The 16,524-nt window shown below is 76.4% G+C and carries 17 protein-coding genes; 4 read left to right on the plus strand and 13 right to left on the minus strand.

Annotated elements, in window-relative coordinates; genetic code table 11:
- Positions 1–129: 129 nt before the first annotated feature.
- The 4 genes from ACI79X_RS14530 to ACI79X_RS14545 form a co-directional block, all read right to left on the minus strand.
- Positions 130–1,359: an MFS transporter gene (locus ACI79X_RS14530; RefSeq protein WP_457026118.1), complete on the minus strand. Its 1,230-nt coding sequence runs from the start codon at positions 1,357–1,359 to the stop codon at positions 130–132.
- A 56-nt stretch (positions 1,360–1,415) separates the two neighbouring features.
- Positions 1,416–2,729, minus strand: coding sequence for a GAF domain-containing protein (locus ACI79X_RS14535; protein ID WP_457026119.1), 1,314 nt, complete (start codon positions 2,727–2,729; stop codon positions 1,416–1,418).
- A 91-nt stretch (positions 2,730–2,820) separates the two neighbouring features.
- A complete protein-coding gene (mftF, locus tag ACI79X_RS14540; RefSeq protein WP_457026120.1) occupies positions 2,821–4,260 on the minus strand; it encodes a mycofactocin biosynthesis glycosyltransferase MftF in 1,440 nt (479 codons plus the stop codon).
- Positions 4,257–4,796, minus strand: coding sequence for a cysteine hydrolase family protein (locus tag ACI79X_RS14545; RefSeq protein WP_457026121.1), 540 nt, complete (start codon positions 4,794–4,796; stop codon positions 4,257–4,259). The genes mftF and ACI79X_RS14545 overlap by 4 nt, the downstream gene beginning before the upstream one ends.
- A gap of 90 nt (positions 4,797–4,886) precedes the next feature.
- Between ACI79X_RS14545 and ACI79X_RS14550 the strand changes: the two genes are divergently transcribed.
- Entirely contained in the window at positions 4,887–5,900 is a 1,014-nt protein-coding gene (locus ACI79X_RS14550; RefSeq protein WP_457026122.1) for an iron-siderophore ABC transporter substrate-binding protein, read from the plus strand.
- Positions 5,901–5,921: 21 nt separating this feature from the next.
- Here the strand turns inward: ACI79X_RS14550 and ACI79X_RS14555 are convergent, their stop codons facing one another.
- The 3 genes from ACI79X_RS14555 to ACI79X_RS14565 all read right to left on the minus strand — a co-directional run bounded on the left by ACI79X_RS14555 (position 5,922) and on the right by ACI79X_RS14565 (position 9,431).
- Entirely contained in the window at positions 5,922–7,418 is a 1,497-nt protein-coding gene (locus ACI79X_RS14555) for a purine-cytosine permease family protein (RefSeq protein ID WP_457026123.1), read from the minus strand.
- 64 nt (positions 7,419–7,482) lie between these two features.
- Positions 7,483–8,166, minus strand: a complete 684-nt coding sequence (gene mftE, locus ACI79X_RS14560; RefSeq protein WP_457026124.1) for a mycofactocin biosynthesis peptidyl-dipeptidase MftE — start codon at positions 8,164–8,166, stop codon at positions 7,483–7,485.
- Positions 8,166–9,431, minus strand: coding sequence for a multidrug effflux MFS transporter (locus ACI79X_RS14565; RefSeq protein WP_457026125.1), 1,266 nt, complete (start codon positions 9,429–9,431; stop codon positions 8,166–8,168). The genes mftE and ACI79X_RS14565 overlap by 1 nt, the downstream gene beginning before the upstream one ends.
- A 123-nt stretch (positions 9,432–9,554) precedes the next feature.
- On the opposite strand from ACI79X_RS14565, the gene ACI79X_RS14570 reads away from it, so the two are divergent.
- Complete coding sequence (locus tag ACI79X_RS14570) at positions 9,555–10,046, plus strand: pyridoxamine 5'-phosphate oxidase family protein (protein ID WP_457026126.1); 492 nt, start codon at positions 9,555–9,557, stop codon at positions 10,044–10,046.
- Positions 10,047–10,144: 98 nt separating this feature from the next.
- On the opposite strand, the gene ACI79X_RS14575 is transcribed toward ACI79X_RS14570, so the two are convergent.
- The 5 genes from ACI79X_RS14575 to mftA all read right to left on the minus strand — a co-directional run bounded on the left by ACI79X_RS14575 (position 10,145) and on the right by mftA (position 13,916).
- Entirely contained in the window at positions 10,145–10,978 is an 834-nt protein-coding gene (locus tag ACI79X_RS14575) for a mycofactocin-coupled SDR family oxidoreductase (protein WP_457026127.1), read from the minus strand.
- Positions 10,978–11,814: a mycofactocin-coupled SDR family oxidoreductase gene (locus ACI79X_RS14580; RefSeq protein ID WP_457026128.1), complete on the minus strand. Its 837-nt coding sequence runs from the start codon at positions 11,812–11,814 to the stop codon at positions 10,978–10,980. The genes ACI79X_RS14575 and ACI79X_RS14580 overlap by 1 nt, the downstream gene beginning before the upstream one ends.
- A gap of 383 nt (positions 11,815–12,197) precedes the next feature.
- A complete protein-coding gene (gene mftC / locus ACI79X_RS14585) occupies positions 12,198–13,436 on the minus strand; it encodes a mycofactocin radical SAM maturase (protein ID WP_457026129.1) in 1,239 nt (412 codons plus the stop codon).
- Complete coding sequence (gene mftB / locus ACI79X_RS14590; protein ID WP_457026130.1) at positions 13,433–13,783, minus strand: mycofactocin biosynthesis chaperone MftB; 351 nt, start codon at positions 13,781–13,783, stop codon at positions 13,433–13,435. The genes mftC and mftB overlap by 4 nt, the downstream gene beginning before the upstream one ends.
- 7 nt (positions 13,784–13,790) lie before the next feature.
- A complete protein-coding gene (mftA, locus tag ACI79X_RS14595) occupies positions 13,791–13,916 on the minus strand; it encodes a mycofactocin precursor MftA (protein ID WP_457026131.1) in 126 nt (41 codons plus the stop codon).
- A gap of 130 nt (positions 13,917–14,046) precedes the next feature.
- Between mftA and mftR the strand changes: the two genes are divergently transcribed.
- Positions 14,047–14,637 (plus strand): mycofactocin system transcriptional regulator, encoded by a 591-nt coding sequence (mftR, locus tag ACI79X_RS14600; RefSeq protein WP_457026132.1) that lies wholly within the window; start codon positions 14,047–14,049, stop codon positions 14,635–14,637.
- A 66-nt stretch (positions 14,638–14,703) separates the two neighbouring features.
- On the opposite strand, the gene ACI79X_RS14605 is transcribed toward mftR, so the two are convergent.
- Entirely contained in the window at positions 14,704–15,924 is a 1,221-nt protein-coding gene (locus tag ACI79X_RS14605) for a cysteine desulfurase-like protein (protein ID WP_457026133.1), read from the minus strand.
- 35 nt (positions 15,925–15,959) lie between these two features.
- On the opposite strand from ACI79X_RS14605, the gene ACI79X_RS14610 reads away from it, so the two are divergent.
- Positions 15,960–16,424 (plus strand): SRPBCC family protein, encoded by a 465-nt coding sequence (locus ACI79X_RS14610; RefSeq protein ID WP_457026134.1) that lies wholly within the window; start codon positions 15,960–15,962, stop codon positions 16,422–16,424.
- The last annotated feature ends 100 nt before the right edge of the window (positions 16,425–16,524 follow it).

Genomic DNA, 16,524 nt, shown 5'->3' on the forward strand with positions numbered 1-16,524 from the left:
CCGCGGAGCACCTGCGGGGCGGGCGCCCGCAGGAGAGAGGTTGCAGCGCTGTTGCAGCGCCTCAGGCGGCGGTGCTGCAGCGCCTCAGGCGGCGGTACCGCAGCGCCTCAGGCGGCGGTACCGCAGAGCTCAGGCGGCGACGAGGCCGCGCAGCTCGCGCCGGCGCAGCACCGCGCTGGCGGCCAGCGCCGCCATGCCGAGGACGGCGAGGCCCGCCCCGACCAGGCTGGGCGCGGTGTAGCCGTACCCGGCCGCGATGACGACGCCGCCCAGCCACGCGCCGAGCGCGTTGGCGGCGTTGAGCGCGGAGTGGTTGAGCGCGGCGCCGAGCATCTGCGCCTCGCCGGCCACCTCCATGAGCCGCAGCTGCAGGCAGACGACCAGCGTGGACGCGGCGACGGCGAGCAGGAAGATCCCGGCCAGCAGGGTGAGGCCGGAGCCGGCGGCCGGGCCGACGAGCAGGAGCAGCACCGCCAGGGCGGCCAGCGTGCCCACCAGCGACCGGAACAGCGCGATGTCGGCGAGCCGCCCGCCCAGCGCGGTGCCGACGACGCCGCCGATGCCGAAGGCGAACAGCACCCAGGGCACGGTGCCGCGGGACAGGCCGGTGACCTCGGTGGCCAGCGGCGCGACGTAGCTGTAGACGGCGAACATGCCGCCGAAGCCGACGGTGCCGACCGCGAGGGTGAGCAGGACCTGCGGCCGGCGCAGGGCCCCGAGCTCGGCGCGCACGGTGGCGTCGCGGTCACCCGGGCTGGAGGGGACGACGGCGAGCACGGCGGCCACGGTCAGCACGGCGAGGACGACGACGGCCCAGTACGCCGACCGCCAGCCCAGCGTCTGGCCGAGCCAGGTGGCGGCGGGGACGCCCGCTACGTTGGCCACCGCGAGGCCGAGCATCACGGTGCTCACCGCGCGGCCGCGCAGCTCGGCGCCGACCAGCGAGGCGGCGACCAGCGAGGCGACGCCGAAGTACGCGCCGTGCGGCAGGCCGCTGACGAAGCGGGCGAGCAGCAGGGTGGTGTTGCCGGGGGCGAGGGCGCTGAGCGCGTTGCCGGCGAGGAACGCGGCCATCAGCCCCACGAGCAGCGCCCGGCGGGGCAGGCGGGCGCCGAGCGCGGCCAGCACCGGGGCGCCGACGACCACGCCGAGGGCGTAGGCGGAGATGACGTGCCCGGCGGCCGGGATGCTCACCCCGACGCCGCTCGCGATGTCGGGCAGCAGGCCCATCGTCACGAACTCGGTGGTGCCGATGGCGAAGCCGCCGAGCGCCAGGGCGACCAGGGCCACGGCCACCCGGGGGGTGCCGAGCGTGACGGGACGGGCGGGGGCGGGCGGGGCGGCGGCGCGGGCACTCACGTAGCCGTGCCAAGTCCCCGCCGCCGGGCGGCATTCCCGGACCGGCGCGTCCGGTCTCAGCCGCGGGCGCCGCGCCGCAGGGCGAGCAGGTGGCCGGCGACGGCGCCGCGCCGGGGCGAGCCGGCCGGCAGCGCCTCGAGGCAGGCCTGCCAGACGGCGACGTCGTCGCGGGCCTCGGGCAGCGCCGTCCACCGCAGCAGCAGCTCGGGACGGCGGCTGCGCAGCACCGCCGACCGCAGGACGGCGGCCGTGCGGCGGCGGGCCGCGACGACGCCGGGCGCGCACGAGCGCGGCAGCACCGGCCCGGGGTAGCGGTCGAGGGCGGCGCCCACCGCGCCGCGGTCGAGCAGGGCGCGCACCCGGTCGAGATCGGTCTCCAGGGGGCCGAGCAGCCGGTACGGGCGGGACCCGACGAGGTCGGCGCCCACGAGGCGGCGCAGCCGGGACAGCTCGGCGCGGACGGTGACGGCGGCGGTGTCGGCGGCGTGGCACTCGGCGGCGAGCTGTTCGGCGGTGCGCCCCTCCCCTGCGGCGGCGGCCTCCGCGAGCAGCAGGAGCAGCTCGGAGTGGCGCAGCGACAGCTCCAGCGGCCCGCGCGGCGTCGTCAGCCGGGCCCGCTCGCGGCCGAGGACCTCCAGCAGCGGCGCGGCGGCGCGGACGGGTGCCGGGCGGGCGGGACCGCGGGCCTCCTCCTCGCGGTGCAGCCAGCGCAGCTCGGACTCGACGGCGGCCACCGTGGCGCGCACGAGGGTGAGCACGTGCGGGCTGGCCACGTGGTCGCCGCCGGTGACGTCGATGGCGCCGAGCAGCACCCCGGTGACCGGGTGGTGCACGGGCGCGGCCGAGCAGCTCCACGGCTGGACGGGCCGGCGGTAGTGCTCGCTGCCGTAGATCTGCACCGGGTGGTCGAGGGCCAGCGCGGTGCCCGGGGCGTTGGTGCCGGCCACCTCCTCCGACCAGCGGGCGCCGGCGACGAAGTGCATGCCCTCGGCCAGGCTGCGCAGCCGCCGGTCGCCCTCCACCCAGAGCATCCGGCCCTCGGCGTCGGTGACCGCGACGATCATCCGGTCGGCCTCGGCGTCCTCCACGAGCAGGCGGCGGATCACCGGCAGCACTGGCGCGAGCGGGTGGGCGGCGCGGTAGGCGGCCAGGTCGTCGTCGAGCAGGTCGACCGGCGGGTGCTGGCCGTCGGGGTCGACGCCGCTGCCGAGGCTGCGCCGCCAGGAGTCCCACACCACCTCGCGGACGGCCGACCGGGGCGGCGGGGCGCCGCGGGTCACCAGCGTCTCGTGCGCGGCCCGCAGCCGGCGGGTGTGCGCCGGTGACGGCCGTCCCCCGGGCAGCGCGAGCCACGGGCTGACGGCGGTCACGGCACGTTCCCTGGGCTGAGGCACATGGTGCGCCCATGGTGACCCGGATCGCACCCCCGCGCCAGGCCCCAGGTCCGGGCCCCGCCGCAGGTCAGGCGGCCGGTGGGCGGACGGGCAGCAGGCAACGGGGGTCGCGCGCCCGCAGCGCGCCGGCCCAGAGCCCGGCGCCGTAGGCGAGGTCCTCCAGCCGGCGGGCGGCGGCGAAGCGGGGCAGGTCCACCTGGCCGCGGTGCGGCCACCACCCCAGGACGGCGTCGGCGGCCGCGACCGCGAGGGCCGCGCGGCGGGCGCGGCGGGAGACGGCGGCGGCCGCGACGGTGAGCGGCCAGTGGTGGCGGGTGGCCGAGCGGGCCAGCGTGCGGCCGCCCGCGGCGGTGCCGCGCAGCACGAGCCCGGCGGCCCGGCCGTACGGCGGGCGCCCGCCGGCGGGGGCCAGCCGGTGCGCCAGGCGCGCCGCGGCGACGCCGAGGACGCCGACCGCCGCGACCCGGCCGCCCCGCCCGGCCAGGGCGAGACCGAGCGCCGCCGCCGACCACGGGCTGATGACCACCGGGGCCACCAGCGCACCGTGCCGCGCGGCCAGCGGCGCGGCCCCGGTGCCGTAGAGCGCGCGGCGGCGCAGCCACGCCGCGGTCGCGGCCGGGTGCTCGTGGGCCACCCGGGCGGCCGGCTCGTAGCGCACCCGCCAGCCGGCCGCGGTCAGCCGCCACACCAGGTCGACGTCCTCGGCCACGAGCATCCGCTCGTCGAAGCCGTCGCCGAGCGCCGCCCTCCGGGCCAGCAGCGCCGCGCTCGGCAGGTAGGACAGGCCGGTCATCGGCGCGACCGGGCCGGGCGCCGGGCCCATGTCGAGGGCGCTGACCGCGGTCTCGTAGGCGCAGAGCCAGCCGGGGCGCTGCGGCGGCAGGGCGGTCACCCGGGGCGCGACGACGGCCAGCCGCGGGTCGGCGAGGTGCGGCAGCAGCGCGTCCAGCCAGCCGGGGACCGGGACGACGTCGGAGTCGAGGAACGCCACCGCCTCGGTCGTCGCGGCCCGCAGGCCGGTGTCGCGGGCCGCCGCCGGGCCGCGCGAGCGCCCGTGCCGCAGCACCTCGACCCCGCTGGCCCCCGCGGTCGCGGCGGCGAGCGCGCCGGGGTCGGCCGAGCCGTCGTCGACCACGAGCACCCGCACCCCGGCGGTGGCCGGGTCGGCCCGCAGCGCGGCCAGCAGCCGGGCGACGCCGTCGGGGCGGTCGCGCACCGGCACGACGACGGTGACGTCGGCCGGGCCGGGCGCCGGGCCGGCGGGCTCGGGCACCGCGACGCCGGCGTCGAGCAGCCGGGCCGCCAGCGCCGCCGTCCGCGCGTCCGCCACGGTCAGCCGGTCGCCGTCCAGCAGGCCGCGGGCGGCCGGCGAGAGGCGCAGCAGCCGCAGCGGGGAGCCGCCGAGCAGCGCCGTCCCGCCCTCCGCCCGGCGGGTGCCGGAGGCCAGGCGGACGGCGTACCCGTCGGGCAGCCGGGCGTCCGGCGGCGACGGGAGGCTCGGGCTCACCGGCCCAGGAGGTCGGCCGTGGTGGTCAGCTCGACGAGCGGGGCGTAGAGCTCCATGAGGTGCAGGGCCCGCTCGTGCTCGTCGTCGGAGGAGCCCGCGCAGGCGTCGGTGACCACCCGGACCGGGACGCCGGCGTCGGCGGCGGGCAGGACGGTGGAGACCACGCAGCAGTCGGTGGCCACGCCGGCCACGGTGAGCGGCCCGCCGCCGACGACCTCGGCGAGTTCGGGGCCCCACTTGCCGAAGGTGGTCGCCGTCTGCACCAGCGCGGCGCCCGGCTCCTCGACCAGCTCGTAGAGCGGCGCGTCGGGCGGCTGCAGGGCGAAGGGGTACTGCTCGTAGTAGGCGGCCCACGCGCCCTGGGGCTCGGCCGGCGCGACGAAGCGGGTGAACACGACCCGCTCGCCGAAGGCCGCGACCAGCCGCCGGATCCGCGGCCGGACCTCCTCGAAGCGCGGTGCCGTCCACGGGGAGTCGGGGTCGCCGAAGACCCGCTGGAGGTCGACGACGACCAGCCAGCCGGAGAGATCTGCCACGGCCGGACCCTAACCAGCCGCGCCGCCCACCCCGACCGGCAGGGACGGGTCAGGTTAGGCTGCCCTTCCTTCCGACCGAGGAGTACCGCGATGTCCCACGCCCTGTCCCGGCGCGCCGCCCTGCTGGCGGCCGCCCTGACCACCGCCGCGTCGCTGGCCGCCTGCGGCTCCGACGACGGCGGCTCGTCGGCGGGGTCGTCGGCCCCCTCCTCGGGTGGGGGCGAGGCCGGCGCGTTCCCCGTCACCGTGAGCACCGCCTTCGGCGACGTGGAGATCGAGGAGGAGCCGCAGCGCGTCGTCGCCCTGGGCTGGTCCGACGCCGAGACCGCGCTCTCGCTGGGCGTGCAGCCGGTCGGCGCGAGCGACTGGCTGGGCTTCGGCGGCGAGGGCGTGGGCCCGTGGGCCGAGGGGCGCTACGACGAGGCGCCGGAGATCATCGAGACGCTGGAGCCGAGCCTGGAGGCCATCGCGGCGCTCGAGCCCGACCTCATCCTCGACACCCGCTCCGACGGCACCCAGGAGCGCTACGACTCGCTGTCCGCGATCGCCCCGACCGTCGGCGCGCCCGAGGGCGTCGGCGCCTACCAGACCACCTGGCAGCAGCAGCTCGAACTGGTCGGCCAGGCGCTGGGCCGCACCGAGGAGGCCGAGCAGCTGCAGGGCGAGGTCGAGCAGGCCTTCACCGACGCCGCCGCCGAGCACCCGGAGTTCGACGGCACCGAGGTCGCCGTCGGCGCCTACACCTCCGAGGGCTTCGGCGCCTACGTCCGCGGCGACACCCGCGTCGACTTCATGGAGGCCCTCGGCTTCACCAACAAGCCGGCGATCCAGGACCAGGCCACCGAGAGCTTCTTCGTCCCGGTCTCCGACGAGCAGGTCTCGCTGCTCGACGCGCCGCTGACCGTCGTCTTCCCGATCTTCGTCGACCCGGCGCAGATCACCGGGAACCCGCTGTGGCAGACGCTGGGCTCGGTGCAGCAGGGCAACGCCGTCGTCCTGGAGGACGAGACGCTGGTGAGCGCCTTCTCCAGCGGCTCCGCGCTGGGCCAGCAGTACGCGCTGGAGAACGCCGTCCCGCTGTTCGCCGAGGCGCTGCAGGACTGAGGCGCTGCAGGGCTGGCGCGCTCAGTACGCAGGAGGCCGTCCCGGCACCGCCGGGGCGGCCTCCTGCCGTCGCACGGCCCCGCGGCGCAGCGCCAGCGCGCCGAGCAGGCCGACGGCGAAGGCGGCCAGGACGCCGAGGTTGGCGAAGGCCCAGGAGCCCTCGCGCCCGCCGAGGCCCAGCGGGCCGAGCAGGTAGCCCTGCCAGGTCAGCCACTCCGCGGCGCCGTTGGTGACCAGCCCCCAGCCGAGCACGGTGCCCACCGCCAGGAGCAGCAGCGGGACCGCCGGCGCGGCGCCGTAGCGGCCGCGGGCGTCGTAGAGGTCGGCGTCGGAGTAGTCGCCCCGGCGCAGCGCCAGGTCGCCCAGGAAGACGCCGCACCAGGCCGCGACCGGCACGCCGAGGGTGATGAGGAAGCCCTGGAACTGGACGGAGAAGCTCGCGTCGGCGAGGAACACCACCCAGATCGCGCCGATGACCATGAGCGTGCCGTCGATGCCCGCGGCCACCGGACGGGGCACCCGCACGCCGGCCGCCAGCAGCGACAGGCCCGACGAGTAGATGTCGAGCAGCGCGCCGCCGACCAGGCCGAGCACCGCGACGACGACGAACGGCACGAGGAACCAGGTCGGCAGGAGCGAGGCCAGCGCGCCGATCGGGTCGCCGCCGACGGCCGCCGAGAGCTCCGGGTCCGACGCGGCGAGCAGCAGGCCGGTGGCCAGCAGCAGCACCGGCGCGAGCGCCCCGCCGACCGTCGTCCAGCCGATGACGCCGCGGGTGGACGCCGCGCGCGGCAGGTAGCGGGAGTAGTCGGCCGCGGCGTTCACCCAGCCGAAGCCGTAGCCGGTCATCGCGAGCACCAGCGCACCGACGACGGCCGCCGTCGACCCGGCGGGTGCCGCGCCCACCGCCGACCAGTCCACCTCGCCGGCCACCAGCGCCACGTAGACGACGGTCAGCACGCCGCTGACCAGGGTGATCGCCCGCTGCATGCGCATGATCGCGTCGAAGCCGAGGACGCCGCCGGCTACCACGAGCAGCGCGACGACCAGCAGCGCGACCACCTGGGTCGCCGTGCCGCCGCTCCAGCCGAGCTCGGTGAAGACGGTCGCGGTGGCGAGCGTCGCCAGCGAGACGAGCACGGTCTCCCAGCCGACGGTCAGCACCCACGACAGGACGGCGGGCACCCGGTTGCCGTGCACGCCGAACGCCGCGCGGCTGAGCACCAGCGTGGGCGCCGAGCCGCGCTTGCCGGCGATCGCCACGAGGCCGCAGAGCAGGAACGACACGACGATGCCGACGACGCCGGCCACCAGCGCCTGCGCCGCGGAGATGCCGAAGCCGAGCAGGAAGGAGCCGTAGGCCAGGCCCAGGACACTGACGTTCGCGCCGAACCACGGCCAGAACAGCGAGCGGGGGGCGCCGCGGCGCTCCTCCTCGGCGATGACGTTGATGCCGTTGGTCTCGACGGCGACCCGCGGCGTCGCCACGCCGGTCCCCGCGTCCTGCCGCTGGGCCACTCGGCCCTCCTCCCGGTCGGTGCGTCGCCGGACATCCTGACGCCCCGGCGGCACGGCGGCCCGCTCAGCGCAGCCGGCCGTCGTCCCCCACGTCCCAGCGGGCGGCGGCCGCCGCCAGCCGCGCGGCCATCGCCGCCAGCAGCCGCGCCCCCTCGTCCGCCGTGGCGCCGGCCGGGTCCCCGAGCACGCCCGTGGGGCTCACGCCGCGCACGCCCTCGGCCCGCAGTCGGGGCAGCAGCTCGGCCACCGGCGTCGTCGCCCCCGGGACGGACCGGTCGGTCCGCACCGCCGCCGGTTCCACGTGCAACAGCAGCGAGGTCTCGGTGCGCCCGGCGTGCGCGTCCCCGCCGGGGACGGCGCAGGGGAACCAGGCGGCGTCGCGGCCCTCGGCGCGCAGCAGCGGGACGGCGCGGCGCAGCGCGTCGAGGTTGCCGCCGTGGCCGTTCACCAGGAGCAGCCGCCCGGCCCATCGGCAGGCCGAGCGGCCGTACTCGACGAGCAGGGTGGTCAGCGCCTCGGTGCCGATCGAGACGGTGCCCGGGAAGCCCTCGTGCTCGCCGCTGGCGCCGTACGGGACGGCGGGCGCGAGCAGGGCGTCGAGCCCGGCGGCGCGGGCCACGGCCCCGGCGACGACGGTGTCGGTGGCCAGGGGCAGGTGGTGTCCGTGCTGCTCGACCGACCCGAGCGGGACGACGAGCAGTGGCCGCTCGGGGAGCTCCGGCCAGACGGCGCCGGCCAGGTCGGGCACTAGACGGCCTGGGCGGGGACGTCGGTCTCCACGGGCAGCTGCCAGGGCCGGACGACGGCGAGCAGCACGACCATCGCCAGCGCGAGGGCGGCCACCACGACGACGCCCATCGCGACGGCGTCGTTGCCGAGCACGCCCACGAGCGGGGCCACCGCGGCGCCGACGCCGAACTGCACCGCGCCGAGGAGCGCGGCAGCCGTGCCGGCGGCCTCCCCGTGCCGGCTCAGGGCGAGCGCGGGGGCGTTGGGCAGCGCCAGCCCGCACGCGGCGAGGATCGCCCACAGCGGCAGCGCGATCGCCCACAGCCCGCCGGTGCCGGTGGCGGCCAGCGCGACCAGGACCCCACCGGCCAGGGCACCCGCGGCGACGCCGGTCACCAGCACCTGGGCCGGGGAGAACCAGCGCAGCACGACGGGGTTGAGCTGGGTGGCGGCGATGAGCCAGAAGGCGCCCGCGCCGAAGAGCAGGCCGAACTGCTGCTCGTCGAGGCCGAACTCGTCCTGGAAGACGAAGGAGGACCCGGAGACGTAGCTGAACAGCCCGGCCATGGTCAGGCCGGCGACGAGCACCAGCCCCACGTAGGCGCGGTCGCGGAACAGGCCGCGGTAGCTGCGCAGGGTGCCGGCGACGCCGCTGCTGCGCCGCCGCTCCGGCGGCAGCGTCTCGCGGACGGCGTACCTGCCGAGGACGAGCAGGCCGACGCCGTAGAGCCCGAGGATCAGGAACACGCCGCGCCAGGAGGTGATCCGCAGGACCTCGCCCCCGACGGTCGGGGCGAGCACCGGCGCCGCCCCGAGGACGAGGAAGAGCCGGGACAGCATGGTCGCCGCCGCGCGGCCCTGGAACAGGTCACGGACGACGGCGAGGGCGATCACCGCGCCGGCCGCCGTCCCCACGCCCTGCAGGAACCGCAGCAGCCCGAGCACCTCGATCGACGGCGCGACCAGGACCAGCAGCGAGGCGACGACGTGCAGTGCCGTGCCGGCCAGCAGCGGCCGCTTGCGGCCGAGCGCGTCCGACAGCGGGCCCAGGACCAGCTGGCCGAGCGCGAGGCCGACGAGGGTGCCGGTGAGCGTGAGCTGCACCGTCGACGCGCTGGCCCGCAGGTCGTCGGCGATGGTCGGCAGGGCGGGCAGGTACATGTCCACGGTCAGCGGGCCGAGGGCCACGAAGGCACCGAGGGTGAGGGCGGTGCGGGCCGTCCCGGGACGGGCGGGGGTCTGCGGCGCCGCGACGGCGGCGGGCCGGTCCTGGGTCGCTGTCACGAGAGGGGGCAAGCCGCCACGGGCGCCGGGCATTCCGGTACCCGCGCGTGTTCCCCGACCGGTTCCCGGACCGACACCTGCCGGCGACGGTGTCAGCGGGCCGATCCGGGGAAGGGCAGGGACATGACCACCGACTCCACGGACGCCGTCCGCAAGGTCGCCGAGATCCTCAAGGACCAGCGGCTCGGTTTCCTCACCACGACCATGCCCGACGGCCGGCTGACCAGCCGCCCGATGGCCCTGCAGGAGGTCGAGTTCGACGGCGACCTCTGGTTCTTCGCCGAGCAGGACGCTCCCTGGCTGACCCACATCGCCTCCTCGCCGCAGGTCAACGTCGGCGCCGGCTCCGGTGGCAGCTGGATCTCGCTGACCGGCACCGCGGAGATCACCGAGGACGTCGCCAAGAAGAAGGAGCTGTGGAACAAGGGCGTCGAGGCCTGGCTGCCGCAGGGTCCCGAGGACCCGTCGGTCGTGCTCGTCAAGGTGCACGGCGACACCGCCGAGTACTGGGACTCCCCCGGCAACCGGCTGGCGACGGCGCTGAGCTTCGTCAAGGCCAAGGCCACGGGTAGCCGGCCCGACACCGGCGAGAAGGACGTCGTCGACCTGCCCTGACGCGGGACGGGTGCGGCGGCCGGCGCGCGCGGCGCGCGCGCCCCCGCGCGGGGGGGGCGCGCGCCCCCCCCCCCCCCCCCCCCCCCCCCCCCCCGCGGTCAGCGGATCGTGTAGCCGGCGTCCACCGGCAGCGTCACGCCGGTGACGTAGCGCGCCTCGTCGGAGACGAGGAACAGGACCGCGTTGGAGATGTCGACCGGGTCGACGTAGGGCACCGGCAGCGGGTGCAGCGTCTCGAACAGCTCCGCGAACTTCTCCCGCGTGGGCTCGGGGTCGTCGGGCGTGAACAGGCCCCAGGTCCGCTCGTTCTGGATCATCACCGTGTCGACGCCGGTGGGGTGCACCGTGTTGACCCGGATGGACTGCTTGCCGAACTCGTTGGCCAGCGTCCGCATGATGCCGACGACGCCGTGCTTGGCCGCCGTGTAGTGGATCGTGTTCGGCGTCCCCTTGATGCCGGCCGTCGAGCTGGTGATGACGATCGACCCGCCGCCGCCCTCGACCAGGTGCGGCAGCGCCACGCGGCAGGTGTTCCAGACGCCGGTCAGGTTGATGTCGATCATCTCCTGCCAGTCGCGGTCGGTGAGCTCGAGCGCGGGCTTGATCTCGAAGACGCCCGCGTTGGCCAGCACGATGTCGAGCCGGCCGAGCTGGGCGACGCCGTCGTCGACCGCCGCGCGCAGCGCCGCCGGGTCGCGGACGTCGGCCTTGGCGGCCACGATCCGCCGGTCGAGCGCCTCGACCTGCCGCACGGTCTCGGCGAGGTCCTCCTCGGTGGCCGGCGGGTACATCCCGATGGACTCCACCGGGCCGCACAGGTCGACGGCGATGACGTCGGCGCCCTCCTGGGCCAGTCGCAGCGCGTGGCTGCGGCCCTGGCTGCGGGCGGCTCCGGTGACGAAGGCGACCTTGCCCTCGACGCGCCCGGCCACTACTTGACCACCGACCCGGCGTCGACGGGGAGCTGGACGCCGGTGACGTACCGGGCGTCGTCGCTGACCAGCCAGAGGACCGCGTTGCTGATGTCGACCGACTCGACCCACGGCACCGGCAGCGCGTTGAGCCCCTGGAACATCGGGGCGACGTCGTCCCGGGTCACCTCGTCCTCGGGCTTGTCGGGGACGAAGTTCCCGTAGGTCTTGCGGTTGTGGATCATGTCGGTGCTCACCGAGGTCGGGTGCACCGAGTTGACCCGGATCATGTCCGGCGCGAGTTCGTTGGCCAGCGTCTTCACCAGCCCGACGACGCCGTGCTTGGCGGCGACGTAGTGGGCGAGGTTGCCCAGGCCCTTGATGCCGGCCGTGGAGCTGGTGAGCACGATCGCGCCGCCCTGCCCGTGCGCCCGCAGGTGCGGCACGGCGGCGCGGACCGTCTTGAACACGCCGGTGAGGTTGACGTCGATCATCTCGTCCCACATCTCGTCGGTGAGGTCCTCCACCGGCGCGAAGCTGGCGATGCCCGCGTTGGCCAGCACGATGTCGAGGCGGCCGAGCTCGGCGACGCCCTCGTCGACGGCCGCCCGCAGCCCGGCGGTGTCCCGGACGTCGGCCACCCGGGCGACGACCCGCCGGTCGAGGGCCTCGACCTGCCGCACGGTCTCGGAGAGGTCCTCCTCGGTGGCCAGCGGGTAGCCGACGGTCGGCACGTCGGCGCACCGGTCGACGGCGATGACGTCGGCACCCTCCTGGGCCAGCCGGACCGCGTGGCTGCGGCCCTGGCCGCGGGCCGCGCCGGTGATGAAGGCGACCTTGCCGTCGAGTCTTCCCATGTGGACTCCCTGGTCGGCGGTGCGCTGGACCCCCGTGACGCACGTCTCAACCTAGGCGGAGGCCGCCCGGGCGGGCAATGACGCTGACGTCGACCTCACGCAGGCGCGCAGGGACGAGGGCCGCACCGGGGTCGTCCAGCCGACTCCCAGGCAGCGCACGGCCGGCGGTCAGCGGACACGCCGATCCTCGGTCGTGCCGCCTCCGGGGCGCCCGTGTCCCCCGTCGCGGGCGCCCGGAGGCGGCTCCGGCCCCTGAGGAGGACCCGTGCTCACCGTCGCCGTGCTCGTCGCCCTGCTGCTGACCATGACCCTCGCGGACCTGGCCCCCGGGCTGCTGCCCGACGGGCCGGGGTCCGCGGGGGTGGCCCCGACCCGCTGAGCGCTCAGCCCAGCGGCAAGCCCGCCAGGGGCGACTCGTCGCAGATCCGGGCGGGCGGTGCGGGTGTGGACCGAGCGGGGATGGCGGGCATGCCCAGCAGCGTGGGCTGGCCGCGGACCGGGCCGGTGTGCGAGTGGTCGAGGTGGCTCTTCGGCTTCACCAGGTCCAGGTCGCGGGCGGCCAGCGCGGTCTCGCCGTAACCCTGCACGCACTCGGGGTCGGGGCCGTCGAGCGGCAGGCCGGTGAAGAACTTGGCCGCCATGCAGCCGCCCCGGCAGGCGTCGAAGTGGGCGCACCTCGTGCACGCGCCGCCGGTCTGCGGGCTGCGCAGCTCCTGGAACAGGTCCGACTGCTGCCAGACGCGCTGGAAGCCGCCCTCGCCGCGCATGTTGCCGGCGAGGAACTGCTCGTGGATGGCGAACGGGCAGGCGTACACGTCGCCGACCGGGTCGATCAGGCAGACCACCCGTCCGGCACCGCACAGGTTGAGGCCGGGCAGCGCCTGCCCGTAGGCCGACAGGTGGAAGAACGAGTCGCCGGTGAGCACGCGATCGCCGTTGGCCAGCAGCCAGGCGTACAGCTCGCGCTGCTGGGCCTGGGTGGGGTGCAGCTGGTCCCACACGTCGGCGCCGCGGCCCGAGGGGCGGAACCGGGTGATGCGCAGCTGGGCGCCGTAGCGGTCGGTGAGGGCCCGGAAGTCGTCGAGCTGGGAGACGTTCTCCCGGGTGACGACGACCGAGACCTTGAAGTCCTTCATCCCGGCCTCGGCCAGGTTCTCCAGCGCCCGCGTGGCGGTGGCGAACGAGCCGGTGCCGCGGACGCGGTCGTTGACCTCGGCGGTGGCGCCGTCGAGGGAGATCTGCACGTCGACGTAGTCGGTGGCCGCCAGCTGCCGCGCCCGCTCCGCGTCCAGCTTCACGCCGTTGGTGGAGAACTTGACGCCGACGTCGTGGCCGATGGCGTAGTCGAGCAGGTGCCAGAAGTCCGGGCGGACGGTGGGCTCGCCGCCGCCGACGTTGACGTAGAAGACCTGCATCCGCTGCAGCTCGTCGATGACGCCCTCGGCCTCGGCGGTGGTCAGCTCGCGGGGGTCGCGCCGGCCCGAGGAGGACAGGCAGTGCACGCACGCCAGGTTGCAGGCGTAGGTGAGCTCCCAGGTCAGGCAGATCGGGGCGTCGAGGCCGTACTCGAACTGGTCGACCAGCCGCCCACCGACGGGGCGCTGCGGGATCACGGCGGTCATGCGGAGGGCTCCCGGCGTTCGATCATCTGCGAGCGGGCGAGGTCGGCCAGCGCCTTCACGTAGGCGGGCCGCTGGGCCTCGGGGACGCCGCACGCGACCAGGGTCGCGCTGGCGCTCGGGTGGTCGGCCAGCGTCTCCACGACGGTGACCAGCGTCTTCGACTTCAGGAACGACAGCTTGCGGTTGCCGAAGTGGTAGACGAGCGCCCCGAACGGCTCCGGCCGCAGCGCCACCGACCGGGCGCGACGCCAGGGCAGTGCCGGGTCGAACACGGCCGGGTCGAACACGGCCGGGTCGGACACGGCGGGGTCGAAGTGGTCCGCGGCCGGAGCGGTCGGGGTCGTCACGGTCGGCTCAGTAGACGCCGCACATGCCGTCGATGGAGACCTCCTCGACGAGGGACTCCTCGACCAGCGCCTCCTCGGCGACAGCGGCCCGCGCGGCCGCGTCCTGGGTCTCGGTCTGGGTCGTCTCGGGCATGCGGACCTCCGGATCGGGTGGGTCGGGGATGCGCAGGACGCTAGAGGCACCGAGTGCCACGGGCAACCGTGCGGGTGAGCGGCGCCACACCGGCGGCTCCCGGCCGGCCGGAACGGGCGAAGATGTGCCGGTGACCGACGTGCTGCGCGCCGACCTCCGCGAGGACACCCGGGCGCGGATCGAGCAGGCGGCCCTCGAGCTGTTCACCGCGGCCGGCTTCGAGCAGGTGACGATCGAGGAGATCGCCGCCGCCGCGGGTACCAGCCGGCGCACGTTCTTCCGCACCGTGGGCAGCAAGGCCGACGCCGTCTGGGGCGACTTCGACGGCCACGTCGACCGCCTGGCCACCCTGCTCGAGCACTCCGGCGACGACGTGCCGGTGCTGACCGCCGTGCTGCGCGCCTACGTCGAGGCCAACGACTACGCGCCCGACGACCTCCCGGTGCTGCGTCAGCGGATGCGGCTGATCCTCACCGAGCCGGCGCTGCTGGCCCACTCGCAGCTGCGCTACGCCGACGTCGACCGGGTGGTGGCCGGCTACGTGGCCCGCCGCTGCGGGGAGCAGCCGACCGCGCTGGTACCGCGGCTGGTCGCCACGGCCACCCGTGCGGCGGCGACGACGGCGTTCGAGGTGTGGCTGTCCGGGGAGGCGCCCTCGCTGGCCGAGGCGCTGCGCACGGCGTTCGGCCAGCTCGCGGAGGGCTTCCCCGGCCTGCGCTGACGAGGCGCTGACGAGGCATCGGAAGCCATCCGCACGTTCTGGTCCGCGATGCGTGCGTAGAGCTCCCTATGCCTGACCCAGCGCGGCGCGGAGGCCGTCGAGCAGCCGGTCGACGTCGGCGTCGTCGGTGTAGGGCGCGAGCCCGATCCGCAGGCCGCCGGTGTCGCCGAGACCGAGCCGCCGGGAGACCTCGATCGCGTAGAAGTTGCCCGACGGCGCGTTGACCCCGCGCGCGGCGAGCTCGCGGGTGACGTCCGACGCGGCCCGGTCGGCGAAGGTGAGCAGCAGGGTGGGCGTGCGGTGCGCGGCCCGCGACCACAGCGTCACGCCGGGCAGCTCGGCGAGCGCGTCCTCGATGCGCAGCCGCAGCCGGTCCTCGTGCTCCTCGACGGCGGTGAGGCCCGCGACCAGCCGGGAGCGCCGGTCGCCGTCGGTCCCGCCGAGGCCGGCCAGGTAGTCGACCGCCGCCGTCGTGCCGGCCAGCAGCTCGTAGGGCAGCGTGCCCAGCTCGAAGCGCTCGGGGACGGCGTCGGTGGAGGGCAGCAGCTTGTCCGGGTGCAGCGTCTCCAGCAGCGACGGCGCGGCGACGAGGCAGCCCAGGTGCGGGCCGAGGAACTTGTAGGGCGAGCAGGCGTAGAGGTCCGCGCCGAGCGTCGCGACGTCGACCGGCGCGTGCGCGGTCAGGTGGACGCCGTCGACGTGGGTGAGCGCCCCGGCCCCGTGCGCCAGCGCGGTGAGCGCGGCGACGTCGGGCCGGGTGCCGATGAGGTTCGAGGCGCCGGTCAGCGCGACCAGGCGGGTGCGGTCGGAGAGGACGGCGGCCAGCGCGTCCGGCGTGAGCTCCCCGGTGTCGGGGTCGAGGTCGGCCCAGCGCACCGTGGCGCCCCGCCGCTCGGCGGCCTGCACCCACGGGCGCACGTTGGCGTCGTGGTCGAGGCGGGTGACCACGACCTCGTCGCCGGGGCCCCAGCCGGCGGCCAGCGTGCGGGACAGGTCGTAGGTCAGCTGGGTCATCGACCGGCCGAAGACCACCCCGCCGGGGTCGCCGGCCACCAGGTCGGCGACCGCCGCGCGGGCGGCGACGACGACCGCGTCGGCGTTGCGCTCGGCCTCGGTGACCTGCCCGCGGTTCGCGATCGGCGCCATCAGCGTCGCGGCCACCGCCTCGGCGACGGGGCGCGGCACCTGCGAGCCGCCCGGCCCGTCGAAGTGGGCAGCGCCGGCCCGCAGGGCGGGGAAGTCGGCACGGACGGCGGCGACGTCGTACGCGGTGCTCACGGTGCTCATCGCCGCCGAGCATGCGGGACGGCAGACTCCGCGGCATGTCCGACCTGACGCACTCCGGATCCGTCGTCGTCGCCGTCGGCCCCGAGGAGCTCTACGACCTGGTCAGCGACGTGACCCGCACCGGCGAGTGGAGCCCGGTCTGCGTGGCCTGCTGGTGGGACGAGGGCGCCACCGGGCAGGCCGGCGACTGGTTCACCGGCCGCAACGTCACGCCGGAGCGGACGTGGGAGACCCGCAGCCGGGTGGCCGTCGCCGACCGCGGCCGGGAGTTCGCCTGGCTGGTCGGCGGCTCGCGCGCCCGCTGGGGCTACGTGCTCGAGCCGGTCGAGGGCGGTACCCGGCTCACCGAGACGTGGGCCTTCCTCCCCGACGGCGTCGCCTTCATGACCGAGCGCTACGGCGCCGACGAGGCCCCGGCCCAGGTGCAGGCCCGCATCCGCGCGGCCCGCGAGGGCATCCCGGCCACGCTCGCGGCGATCAAGCGCATCGCCGAGGCCTGAGCCCGGGGGGGGGGGGGGGGGGGGGGGGGGGGGGGGGGGGGGGGGGGGGGGGGGGGGGCGGGGGGGGGGGGGGGGGGGGGGGGCGCGCTGCGGGGGGGGG

The sequence above is a fragment of the Geodermatophilus sp. SYSU D01119 genome, assembly GCF_054049975.1.

Coding starts and splice junctions, on each gene's coding strand:
- ACI79X_RS14605 (WP_457026133.1), bottom strand. CDS start 15,924: ATGAGCACCGTGAGCACCGCGTACGACGTCGCCGCCGTCCGTGCCGAC.
- ACI79X_RS14610 (WP_457026134.1), top strand. CDS start 15,960: ATGTCCGACCTGACGCACTCCGGATCCGTCGTCGTCGCCGTCGGCCCC.
- mftC (WP_457026129.1), bottom strand. CDS start 13,436: ATGACCGCCGTGATCCCGCAGCGCCCCGTCGGTGGGCGGCTGGTCGAC.
- ACI79X_RS14550 (WP_457026122.1), top strand. CDS start 4,887: ATGTCCCACGCCCTGTCCCGGCGCGCCGCCCTGCTGGCGGCCGCCCTG.
- mftA (WP_457026131.1), bottom strand. CDS start 13,916: ATGCCCGAGACGACCCAGACCGAGACCCAGGACGCGGCCGCGCGGGCC.
- ACI79X_RS14580 (WP_457026128.1), bottom strand. CDS start 11,814: ATGGGAAGACTCGACGGCAAGGTCGCCTTCATCACCGGCGCGGCCCGC.
- ACI79X_RS14570 (WP_457026126.1), top strand. CDS start 9,555: ATGACCACCGACTCCACGGACGCCGTCCGCAAGGTCGCCGAGATCCTC.